Here is a 12,693-nt window from a genome sequence, read left to right on the forward strand (position 1 = left end):
CGGCCACCCGTCTTCGGATGCGATCAGCTTAGCGGCGGCACCGCTGCAACCGGCACGGGTCTGCATACGTATTCATTCTTGCTGCAGTTGCGACATGCGATGCGCGCGACGGCGTTGTCCGCCATCCGGTCGCGACGGGCCAAGCCCAAGCGGCATCCGGGTTCGTCCCGTCGTCACCCACGCTCCGGGCACGCGGCACCGCATTGCAACATGCCGGGTTTCCCGCCCCCCATGAATACGTATGCAGAAAATGCTTCACCGCAGAATCGTCGGCCTACTATGCGACCACGCCGCCGAAAACCTCGGTAGCGCACCTGCCGACGGTCGTCGCCGACGGAAGCGCGGGGACTCCAACAACCGAGATCGACGGCGACACATTGCGGGAGGGGATTACATGGTTCTGAAACACAAGTTGCTGGCGCTGGCGATCGCATCGGTGTGCCTTGGCGCAAGCGCCACGGCTTACGCGGGCTCCGCGTCGCGGTCCGATCAACCGCAGAGCACGCAAGATCAGACACAGGCGCCATCGGCCGACAACAACAGCGACCAGAACAAGGCCGACGCCAAGCGCAAGACGCAGAAGCTGCAGTCCGTCGAGGTCAACGGCTTCATCAGCAGCATCGAGAACTCCACCGCGCTGAAGCGCAACGCCAGCAGCATCGTCGAGGCCGTGTCGGCCGAACAGATCGGCAAGCTGCCCGGCGTCAGCATCGCCGACACGCTCGGTCGCCTGCCCGGCCTGGCCGTGCAGACCGTCAGCGGTCGTCCGCAGGTGCTGACCATCCACGGCCTGGGCCCGGACTTCTCCACCGCGCTGATCAACGGCGGCCAGCAGGTTTCCACCTCCAACAACCGCGACGTGCAGTTCGACCAGTACCCGTCGAGCTGGTTCGACAACGTGGTCGTGCACCTGACCCCGCAGGCCAACCTGATCGGCCAGGGCCTCACCGGCACGGTGGACATGCACACCATCCGCCCGCTGGAAAAGAGCGGCCCCGAAGCGGCGGTGAACGCCCACTACATCTGGGACGGCATGTCGCAGCAGGCCGACGGTCCCGGCGTCAGTGACCGGGGCTACAACCTCAACGGCGTGTGGGTGCACCAGTTCGCCGACCACACCCTCGGCGTCACCCTCGGTGTGGATCTCGAATCCAATCCGGCGCAGATCCAGCACCAGGCGCCGTGGGGCTATCCCACCGACGCCAACGGCAATGCCGTGATCGGCGGCTCGAAGAACTACGGCATCTCCGACACGATGAAGCGCCGCGGCGTGCTGGCCACCGTGCAGTGGCAGCCGAACGAGCACTACACCGGCACCGTCGACGTCACCTACGACAACTTCAAGGAAGTGCAGCAGGCCAAGGGCATGGAGTTCCCGCTGTTCTGGGGCAACGCCACGCTGCAGCCGAATGGCAACGTGCAGAACGGCTTCATCCAGAGCGGCACCTACGACGGCGTCAAGGCGGTCATCCGCAACGACTACAACAGCACCAGCGCCCGGGTCTACAACTTCAACTGGGACAACAAGTTCACCATCAACGAGGACTGGACGGCCGACCTCGACGCGAACTACTCGCGCGCCACCCGCCGCGACATCAACCTCGAAAGCTATTCCGGCACCGACTTCGGCGCGAACAACGGCGCCCGCGACAGCCTCGGCTTCATCGAGCGCAACAACGGCTTGTTCTACGTCAACCCCTCGCTGGATTACGGCAGCGGCATGGTGCTGACCGACCCGCAGGGCTGGGGCGGCGGCAACGACGTGGTGCAGGCCGGCTTCATCAACGCGCCGCACACGGTGGACTACCTGGCCAACCTGCACCTGGCGGTGGAGCGCAGCTTCTCCAGCGGCCCGTTCTCCAGCATGGAGTTCGGCGTGGCGCACAGCACCCGCGACAAGACCTACAACATCGACCAGAGCTTCCTGACCCTGGGCGGCGGCACGATCAGCGGCGGATCCGCGGTCGAGACCGCGCCATTCAGCGGCAGCAGCTGCAGCCCGCTGGCGTGGATGGGCGTGGGTTCGCAGACCTGCTACAACCCGTTCGACCTGATCCGCGACGGCACCCTGGTCAGCGTGCCCACCTTCGGCTCGTCGCTGTCGATGCCGCCGAACTGGAAGGTGCGCGAGAAGACGCTGACCCCTTACTTCCAGTTCAACCTCGACACCTACATGGGCGGCGTCAGCCTGCGTGGCAACTTCGGCGTGCAGGCGCAGCACACCTCGCAGCGTGCGGAAGGCGAGCGCGTGGCGCCGGGCAGCGCGATCACCGGCAACGCGATCACGCTGATCCCGGTGGTGGGCAACACCAGCTACACCAAGGTCCTGCCCAGCGCGAACCTGATCTTCGGCTTCAGCGACAGTGATGACCTGCGTGTCAGCGCCGCCCGTACCCTGGCCCGCCCGCGCATGGACCAGATGAACGCCAGCCTCGGGGTGAGCGGCAATTTCACTCGCCTGACCAACACCGACCCGAACCTGTCCTACTTCAGCGCTTCCGGCGGCAATGCCAAGCTCAAGCCGACCATGGCCGACAACTACAACGTCAGCTACGAGCACTACTTCTCGAACGAAGGCGGCTATGAATGCAAGGCCGGTGACGCGAAGAACTCGGACCTGTGCCGCAGCGCCGGTGGCGGCTACTTCGCGCTGTCGGGCTACTACCTGAAGCTGACCGACTACATCAATCCGAACGCGGCCTACCTGTACGATTTCAGCTCGTTCCTGCCGTTCGGCCTGACGCCGGCGCAGCAGGCCCAGCTGGGTACCACCCTGGGCACCGTCTCCGGTCCGACCAACGACGGCCACGGCTACGTGAAGGGCGCCCAGCTCACCCTCAACCTGCCGTTCAACCTGTTCACGCCATCGCTCAACGGCTTCGGCGCGATCCTCACCGGCAACCGCACCAACAGCTCGCTGGTGTTCGCCGGCAACAGCAACCCGATCACCGTGCCGGGCCTGTCGAAGTGGGTCGCCAACGGCACGCTGTACTACCAGCATGACGGCTTCGAGGCGCGCATCAGCGACAGCTACCGCTCCAGCTTCCTGGGCGAGGTGTCGGGCATCAGCGCCTCGCGCATCGAGCAGACCATCCAGGGCGGCAGCACCTACGACGCCCAGGTGAGCTACTCGTTCGACAGCGGCGCGCTCAAGGGCCTGACCCTGGTCGCGCAGGGTTCGAACCTGTCCAACAAGACCTTCATCACCTACCAGAACAACGATCCCCGCCAGGTGCTGACGTGGGAACGTTACGGCCGCCGCTTCGATATCGGCGTCTCGTACAAGTTCCAGTAAGGCGCAGCAATGTAACTCCCCAACCTGCCCCGCTGCGATCTTTCCAGCGGGGCTTTTTTTCATCCGCGCCTGCATGAAAGCAGGAGCGGCACCTTGGGAGCAGTGACGTGAACGATCCCCGCATCCAGCGCGTGGTCATCGTCGGCGGCGGCACGGCCGGCTGGATGACGGCAGCCCTGCTCGCCCAGGCGCTGGGCCCGCAACTGGACATCCGGCTGGTCGAGTCCAGCGAGATCGGCATCGTCGGCGTGGGCGAGGCGACCATCCCGCAGATCCGCCACGTCAGCCAGTTCCTCGGCATCGACGAGGACGAGCTGCTCAAGGCCAGCCGCGGCACGATCAAGCTCGCGGTGCAGTTCAACGACTGGCGACGGATCGGCGACTCCTACCTGCACGCGTTCAGCGACATCGGCTTGCCGCTGGGCCTGGCCGCGTTCCAGCACTACTGGCTGAGAGGCCGCGAACTGGATCCCGACACGCCCGACCTGTGGGCGTACTCGATCAACGCGCAGGCTGCCAACGCCAATCGCTTCGCCCGGATGGACAAGGTCGGCGACAGCCCGCTCACCGGCATCCGCTACGCCTACCACTTCGATGCCGCGCGCTTCGGCCAGCTGCTGCGCCGGCATGCCGAGCAGCGTGGCGTGAAGCGCACCGACGGCAAGGTGGTCGACGTCGCGCTGCGCGGCAACGATGGCTTCATCGAATCGATAAGACTCGACAGCGGCGAGACCATCGCCGGCGACCTGTTCATCGACTGCTCCGGCTTCCGCGGGCTGCTGACCGAAGGCGCGCTGAAGACCGGCTACGACAGCTGGCAACACTGGCTGCCGTGCGACCGCGCCGTGGTGGTCGCCAGCGAACACGGCGACACGCTGCGCCCGTACACCCAGGCCAGCGCGCAGCAGGCCGGCTGGCAGTGGCGGATTCCGCTGCAGCACCTGGACAGCAACGGCCACGTCTACAGCAGCAGCCACCTCAGCGACGACGAGGCTTGCGCCACCCTGCTCTCCCATCTCGAAGGCCCGATGATCGGCGAGCCACGCCAGCTGCGCTTCCACACCGGCATCCGCAAGCAGGTGTGGAACCGCAACTGCGTCGCGATGGGCCTGGCCAGCGGCTTCATCGAACCGCTGGAATCGACCAGCATCCACCTGATGCAGTCCGCGGTCGGCCGCCTGCTGACGATGTTCCCGGACAAGCACTTCGACCCCGCGCTAATCGCCGAATACAATCGCCAGACGCGTTTCGAATACGAGCGCACGCGCGATTTCATCGCCCTGCACTACAACGCCACCGAGCGCGACGACACGGCGTTCTGGCGGCAATGCGCCACGATGGCCCTGCCCGAGGGACTGGCCCACCGGATCGAACTGTTTCGCCAGAGCGGCCACATCTTCCGCGACGGCGAAGAGCTGTTCACCCCGACCGGCTGGCTGCAGGTGATGATCGGCCAGGGCATCGTTCCTCAGCGCCATTCGCCGCTGGCCGACGGCCTGCCGCAGGCGCAGCTCGGCGAGTTCCTGGGCAATATCCGCACCCTGGTCGACCGCGCCGTGGCCAGCATGCCCGGCCACGCCGACTTCATCGCCCGCCATTTCAAGGCGACCGACTGATCCGCAACTGCTGGAGTCGCAGATGATCCGTTACCTGCTGTTGGCACTGCTGATCCTCGGCACGACGTTGCCCGCGGCGGCAGCGCGTCCGTCACCGGATCCGGTCGGCTCCGGCGTCTGGTACGAGATCTTCGTGCGCAGCTGGGTCGACACCGATGGCGACGGCATCGGCGACCTCAACGGCGTCACCGCGAAGCTCGACTACCTGCAGTCGCTGGGCGTCAGCGGCATCTGGCTGATGCCGATCAATCCCTCGCCCAGCTACCACGGCTACGACGTCACCGATTACTACGCCATCAATCCGCAGTACGGCACGATGGCCGACTTCGAGCGACTGCTGCGAGAGGCGCACCGGCGCCACATCAAGGTGATCATCGACCTGGTGATCAACCACACCAGCGACCGGCACCCGTGGTTCATCGCCGCCCGCGATCCCGCCGATCCCCATCACGACTGGTACAGCTGGGCCGGCCCGCGCACCGACCTGCACGCCGAGGACGCCGCGGGCGCGCAGGCCTGGCACGCGCTCGGCAAGGCGCACTACCTGGGCGACTTCTCCGCCAACATGCCCGACCTCGACTACGACACGCCGGGGGTGCGCAGGGAGATGGTCAAGCTCGGCCAGTACTGGCTGAAGAAAGGTGTGGATGGCTTCCGCCTCGACGCCGCCCAGCACATCTACTACGACTTCAAGGCGGACATCCACAACCCGCTCACGCTCAAGAAGAATCTCGCCTGGTGGTCCGAATTCCGCCGCGGCCTGGATGCGGTGAACCCCGCGGCCTACGTCGTCGGCGAGGTGACCCGCGACTCCGCCGATGCGCTGGCGCCGTACTTCAAGCCGCTCAACGCGGTGTTCGATTTTCCGCTGGCGGTGCAATTGATCAACAGCGCACGCGATGAACGCGCCGGTGAGCTCGGTGCCTTGCTCGCGCGCACCGATGCCGCCTACCGCAAGGTCGCCGGCAAGTCCGGCGTCGATGCACCGTTCCTGTCCAACCACGACCAGGACCGCGTGATGAGCCAGCTCGACGGCAACCCGCAGCACATGCGCATGGCCGCCGCGATGCTGCTCACCCTGCCCGGCCACCCATTCGTCTACTACGGCGAGGAGCTGGGCATGCGCGGGCGCAAGCCCGACCCGGACCTGCGCGAGCCGATGCGCTGGCACCGCGATCCGCAGGGCACGGGCGAGACGCACTGGAAAGCCTTCAGCGCCGGCGATGGCCCAGCGGTCTCGGTGGAGGCGCAGCAACAGGCCGACGATTCGCTGCTGCACTACTACACGACGCTGATCGGCTGGCGCCGCCAGGTCCCGGCGCTGCGCGACGGCACCATCCGCGAATATCCCCAGACCAATCCGCACATCGCCGCCTGGCAACTCGACGACGACGCCAGCCACGTGCTGGTGCTGCACAACCTGTCCGGGCAGACGCAACAGGTGCCGCTGGGCACCAGCCGATTCCGCACGCTGCGGCTGCACAGCAAACCCGACACCACGCTGCAGCGCCAGGAGCTTTCCCTGCCGCCGTATTCCAGCGCGATCCTGGACTGAGCCTTGATCCACGAGGAACCCCGCATGACATCCCCTCCCCGCAAATTCGGTCGGCGTGCAAACGCCTGGTTGTGGCTCGGCCTCGCCCTCGCCCCGGCCGCCAACTTCGCCGCGACCGCTCCCGCGTCGACCCCGCAGGCACCTCGCATGGCACAACTCGTCGACCACGCCATCGCGATCGATCTCGGCACCGATCGTCTGGACGTCCGTTTCGTGGCACCCGGCATCGTGCACATCCACGCCACGCGAGACGGCCATGCCGCTGCGCCGACGCCGATACTCGACCTCGCCGGCCGCCGATCGACGTTCGCGCAGGTTCGCGGCGCGCAGCTGGCGGACGGCATGACCCTCGCCTCCGCGGTCGCTTCGGTGCGCTGGAACCGACAGACGCACCAGCTGCAGTTCGACGACGCGCAACAGCATCCGCTGCTGCGCATCGACACCGACGCCCTGCGCCAGGGCAAGCTCGACGCCAAGCACGATGCCAGCGACGCGCTGTACGGCATCGGCGGCTACAACGCGACCGAGGATGCCTCCGCCGGCCTGCTGCGCAGCGGCACGCTGCAGGCAAAATCCGGCGAGCAGGGTCACGCTGGCGCGCCGTTCGTGTGGAGCACCGCCGGCTACGGCGTGCTGCTGGACAGCGACGGCGCCACCTTCGGGCTGCAACCCGGCACGATCGCCGCCAGCAGCCCGGGCAAGACATCGGACGTCTACATCCTGCTGGGCACGCCGGCGCAGATCTTCGACTCGCTGGCCCAGCTCAGCGGGCGCACGCCGCTGTTCCCGAAGTGGGCGATGGGCTTCACCAACAGCCAGTGGGGCATCGACCAGAAGGAACTGCTGCAGATCGTCGACACCTACCGCGCCAGGCACATCCCGATCGACAACATCACGCTGGACTTCGACTGGAAGGCCTGGGGCGAGGACGACTACGGCGAGTTCCGCTGGAACCCAATCAAGTTTCCCGACGGCCCCAGCGGTGCGCTGAAGAAGCAGATGGATGCCCGCGGCATCCGCCTGACCGGCATCATGAAGCCGCGCATCCATGTCGACACGGTGGAAGGACGCTACGCCACCGCCCACGATTTCTGGGTGCCCGGCGAAAAGGTCAGCGACGACTATTTCTCGCACAAGCCGGTGAAGAACATCGACTTCGACATCCCCGCCGCACGCCACTGGTTCGGCGAGCTGGCGATCAAGTACGGCTACGACGACGGCATCGTCGGCTGGTGGAACGACGAGGCCGACACCACCGGCAGCGACACCGAGTTCATGAACATGCAGCGCGCGCTGTACGACAGCCAGCGTGCGGTCTCCAACGAACGCGTGTGGTCGATCAATCGCAACTTCTGGCTCGGCTCGCAGCGCTATGCCTACGGCCTGTGGTCCGGCGACATCGACACCGGTTTCGCCAGCATGGCCGGCCAGCGCGCGCGCATGCTCAGCGCGATCGACGTGGGTGCGATGCAGTGGGGCATGGACGGCGGCGGTTTCCGCAACGGCACGCCGACGCCGGAGAACTACGCGCGCTGGATCCAGTTCGGCGCGTTCACGCCGATCTTCCGCGTGCACGGCGAGCTGGGCCAGAAACGCCAGCCGTGGGTGTACGGCCCGATCGCCGAGAAGGCCGCGACCGCGGCGATCCGCCTGCGCTACGCGCTGATTCCGTACATCTACAGCTATGAGCACGCGCGTCGCGTCGACGGCGTCGGCCTGGTGCGCCCGCTGCTGTTCGACTGGCCGCACGATGCCCATGTGCGCAACGACGTCGACAGCTGGCTGTTCGGCGACTGGCTGCTGGCGTCGCCGGTAGTGGAACAGGGCCAGACCGCGAAGGACGTCTATCTGCCCGCCGGCCGCTGGATCGACTGGTTCAGTGGCAAGGCCTACGACGGCGGCCGGACCATCCACCTGGCGATCGACGGCAAGACGTGGAGCGACATTCCGCTGTTCATCCGCGCCGGCGCGATCATCCCGAATCGTTCACCCGAGGATTATGTCGGCCAGCACCCGTTGACCGAACTCGACGTCGACATCTTCCCCGCCGCGCAGCGCAGCACGTTCGACTATTACGACGATGACGGCAGCACCTACGACTACGAGCACGGCGCGTACTTCCTGCAGTCGCTGTCGGCGCAGCGCAAGGGCGACACGGTGCAACTGGACATCGCCGCCGCGAGCGGCAGCTTCAAGCCGGCCTTGCGCTACTACCTGCTGAAGATCCACGGCAGCGCGGCGACCCGCGTCGGCCAGCTGAAATCCTTCGCGAACCTGGACGCGCTGCAGCAGGCGGACGGCGAAGGCTGGGCCAGCGGCCACGACCGCTACGGCGACGTCACCTGGGTGCGGGTCGCCGCCGCACGCGCCACCGAGCTCACCCTCAACCTGAATCCGTGAGCCTGGGAAACAGCCGACTCACCCGAAAGCTTTTCGCTCCACCCACCTGCGGAGGGATGTTCGATGGGCAATCAAGGCAAGGCGTCACGCGGTTCGAAATCCAGCCTGGCGTGCGCGCTCGCCGCGGCGCTGGCGCTCTATGCGCTACCGGCCATCCATGAGCAGGCGCGCGCGGCCAGCAACGACAACAACGTGGAATGGAGCGGCCTGTTCCACGACCAGGGACCGCTCTACGACAACCACGTCGAGCCGACTTCCGCCCAAGCGGTCACGCTGACCCTGCGCACGTTCAAGGGCGACATCAGCAGCGCCAACATCAAGTATTACGACAGCGCCGACGGCGCCTTCCACTGGGTCGCGATGAGCTGGTCGGCGAACGATGCCACCGGCAACTTCGACTACTGGAAAGGCACCGTCCCGGCCAGCGCCTCGAAGAAGTATTACCGCTTCCAGATCAACGACGGCAGCGCCAGCGCCTGGCTCAACGCCGCAGGCACCACGTCGACCGAGCCGTCCTCCGGCGACTTCTTCATCCTGCCCGGCTTCACCACGCCGGCGTGGATGAAGAACGGCGTGATGTACCAGATCTTCCCCGACCGCTTCTACAACGGCAGCACCGCCAACGACGTCACCAATGGCCAGTACACATACGCGGGCTGCGCCACCGAGAAGCATGCCTGGGGGTCGAGCGTGGTGGCCAACGTCGGCGGCTGCAACACCGCCGTGTTCTTCGGCGGCGACCTGGCCGGCATCGACCAGAAGCTGGGCTACATCAAGAACACCGTGGGCGCCAACATCATCTATCTCAACCCGGTCTTCCTCTCGCCGAGCAACCACAAGTACGACACCGAGGACTACATGACGGTGGACCCGGCGTTCGGCAGCAACAGCACGCTGCAGACGCTGAGCGCCGACATCCACGCCACCAGCAACGGACCGAAGGGCTACCTGGTGCTCGACGGCGTGTTCAACCATACCGGCGACACCCACAAGTGGTTCGACCGCTTCCACTGGTGGAGCAGCATCACCGGCGCCTACGAGTCGCAGTCCAGTCCGACCTACGGCTACTACACCTTCCAAAGCTGGCCCAACACCTACTCCGCGTTCTTCGGCTTCTCGTCCATGCCCAAGCTGGACTACGGCGCCAGCGGCTCGGCGGTGCGCAACGCCATCTACGGCAGCACCAGCTCGGTGGTGAAGACCTGGCTGAAGTCGCCGTACTCGATCGACGGCTGGCGCCTCGACGCGGCGCAATACCTCGACGCCGGCGGCGGCAACGGCAGCGACACCGCCAACCACCAGATCATGGCCGAGCTGCGCAGCGCGGTGAAATCGGTCAACGCCAACGCCGACATCCTCGGCGAGTTCTGGGGCAATGCCGGGCCGTGGACCGCCGGCGGCGACCAGTGGGACGGCGCGATGAACTACGACGGCTTCACCCAGCCGGTGTCGGAGTGGGTCACCGGCAAGGACTACGGCGGCGGCACGGCGAGCATCGCGGTGTCGCAGTTCGACAGCTGGCTGCACGGCACCCGGGCGAACTACCCGACCAACGTGCAGCAGGCGATGAGCAACTTCCTCAGCAGCCACGACATCACCCGCTTCGGCAACCGCGCCGGCGGCGACATCTGGAAAACCTACCTCGCGCTGTTCTTCCAGATGACCTACGTGGGCACGCCCACGATCTACTACGGCGACGAGTACGGCATGCAGGGCGGCGCCGATCCGGACAACCGCCGCACCTTCGACTGGACCGTCGGCAGCAGCACCAACAGCGCGGTGGCGCTGACCAGGAAACTGACCACGATCCGCAACGCCTACCCCGCGCTGCGCACCGGCTCGTTCATGACCCTGCTCACCGACGACGGCAACAAGCTGTACGCGTACGGCCGCTTCGACGCGGGCAACCGCATCGCGGTGGCGCTCAACAACGACTCGGTGACGCACACGGTGACGGTGCCGGTGTGGCAGCTGAGCATGACCAACGGCAGCACGGTCACCGAGCTGATCTCGGGCACGCACTACACCGTGCAGAACGGCCAGGTCAGCGTGAGCGTGAATGGCCATTACGGGGCGATCCTGGCGCAGTGATTCCGGCCCGGGGAGGCGCGTGGCGCATGGGCCACGCGTCGCTGGACGCCGCCCCTCGCGCGTAGGAAACTGGCCCGCGATGTAAACGTTTACATCCTGCTGGTTGCCGGCTTCCGCTGCGGCGTCCCCGCGCCACCCCACGCGTCGAACAGGATCTCGCCATGACTCTTTCCGCCTCGCTTCGCCACCTGGCCCTGGGCTTTTGCGCGACCGCCCTGCTGCTCGGCGGCACGGCCAGCGCCACGCCGCCCGCGACCACCACCAGCCTGCGCATCGACGCGCAGGCGCAGGGCACGCCCTTCCCCCATTTCTGGGAACAGATGCTGGGCTCCGGCCGCGCCGCGCTGGCGCTGCGCGATGACTACCGCAAGGACCTGGACGCCGTGCATCAGGCCACCGGCGTGAGCTATATCCGTTTCCACGGCATCCTCGACCACGACGTGGGCCTGGTCCAGCGCGATGCACAGGGAAAGATCTCCTACAACTTCTCCTACATCGACCAGATCTACGACGGCCTGCTCGAACACGGCTTCAAGCCGTTCGTGGAACTCGGCTTCATGCCGCCGGAACTGACCTCCGACCCGGCCGCGCTGCACCCGTTCTGGTATCACCCGAACATCGCGCCGCCGAAGGACTATGCCGAGTGGGACGCGATGATCGATGCGCTGGCCAGGCACCTGGTCGAGCGTTACGGCATCGATGAAGTGGCCAGCTGGTACTTCGAGGTCTGGAACGAGCCGAACATCGGCTTCTGGGTCGGCAAGCCCGCGCAGTCCAGCTACTTCACCCTGTACGACCATACCGCGCGCGCGCTCAAGACGGTCAGCCCGCGCATCCGCGTGGGCGGCCCGGCCACGGCCCAGGCGGCGTGGGCCACCGACTTCCTCGCCCACACGCACAGGAACAACGTGCCGGTCGACTTCGTCAGCACGCACGTCTACGGCGACGACACCGCCGACAACGTGTTCCACACCGGCGAGAACATTCAGCGCCGTGACATGGTCTGCCGCTCGGTCGACAAGGTGCACCGGGAAATCGCCGCCTCGCCCTACCCGCACATGCCGCTGATCTTCAGCGAGTACAACGCCAGCTACGCGAGCCTGCCCAACGTCACCGACACCGTGTTCATGGGCCCGTGGCTGGCCAACACCATCCGCGAGTGCGCGGGCAAGGTCGAGGCGATGAGCTACTGGTCGTTCTCCGACGTGTTCGAGGAACAGGGCATCGTGCGCAACCCGTTCTACGGCGGCTTCGGCCTGATCGCCGCCAACCGCATTCCCAAGCCCGCGTTCAACGCGTTCGCGATCCTGCACAAGCTGGGCGGACAGCGGCTGGCCGTCGCCTCCGACTCCGCCCTGGTCACCCGGCGCGATGACGGCACGCTGGTGATCGCGCTGTGGAATTACGCCCCACCGGTGGGCGATACCGCCAGCTACACATCGGGCAGGCCCGCCGGCAGCACGAAGCACTTCAGCCTCGACGTGCGGCACCTGCCCGCCGCCGCCCGCGCCACCGCGTGGCGCGTCGATGAAACCCATGGCAACGCGGTCGCCGCGTTCGACCGCATGGGCCGCCCCGACGCGCCCAGCCGCGCGCAGATCGTGCAACTGCGCGAAGCGGGCAAGCTGGCCGCGCCGAAGTCGATCGACCTGCGCGACGGCAAGCTCGCGGTCGACGTGCCGGTGCAGGGCCTGGTGGTGATCGAGCTGCGCTGAAGCGGCCCCGACAGCGCAGCG

The 12,693-nt window shown here is 66.7% G+C and carries 6 protein-coding genes; all 6 read left to right on the forward strand.

The annotated features are described in order from the left end of the window. Positions 1-394 precede the first annotated feature (394 nt). The 6 genes from ASD55_RS14295 to ASD55_RS14320 all read left to right on the forward strand — a co-directional run bounded on the left by ASD55_RS14295 (position 395) and on the right by ASD55_RS14320 (position 12,672). Positions 395-3,295: a TonB-dependent receptor gene (locus ASD55_RS14295; protein WP_056767085.1), complete on the forward strand. Its 2,901-nt coding sequence runs from the start codon at positions 395-397 to the stop codon at positions 3,293-3,295. Between the two features lie 107 nt (positions 3,296-3,402). After that, positions 3,403-4,911 carry a tryptophan halogenase family protein gene (locus tag ASD55_RS14300; RefSeq protein WP_056767087.1) on the forward strand — a complete coding sequence of 503 codons (1,509 nt, stop codon included), beginning with the start codon at positions 3,403-3,405 and terminating at the stop codon, positions 4,909-4,911. A gap of 22 nt (positions 4,912-4,933) precedes the next feature. Beyond that, positions 4,934-6,466: an alpha-amylase family glycosyl hydrolase gene (locus ASD55_RS14305; RefSeq protein WP_056767089.1), complete on the forward strand. Its 1,533-nt coding sequence runs from the start codon at positions 4,934-4,936 to the stop codon at positions 6,464-6,466. 147 nt (positions 6,467-6,613) lie between these two features. Then, positions 6,614-8,866: a TIM-barrel domain-containing protein gene (locus ASD55_RS14310; RefSeq protein WP_056767371.1), complete on the forward strand. Its 2,253-nt coding sequence runs from the start codon at positions 6,614-6,616 to the stop codon at positions 8,864-8,866. A 63-nt stretch (positions 8,867-8,929) separates the two neighbouring features. After that, positions 8,930-10,957, forward strand: a complete 2,028-nt coding sequence (locus tag ASD55_RS14315; RefSeq protein ID WP_056767091.1) for a glycoside hydrolase family 13 protein — start codon at positions 8,930-8,932, stop codon at positions 10,955-10,957. A gap of 161 nt (positions 10,958-11,118) precedes the next feature. Further along, on the forward strand, positions 11,119-12,672 hold the full coding sequence (locus ASD55_RS14320; protein WP_056767093.1) for a glycosyl hydrolase family 39: 1,554 nt from the start codon (positions 11,119-11,121) through the stop codon (positions 12,670-12,672). Positions 12,673-12,693: the final 21 nt, after the last annotated feature.

Origin of the sequence: Rhodanobacter sp. Root561, from assembly GCF_001427365.1 — a bacterium.
Classification (GTDB): Bacteria; Pseudomonadota; Gammaproteobacteria; order Xanthomonadales; family Rhodanobacteraceae; genus Rhodanobacter.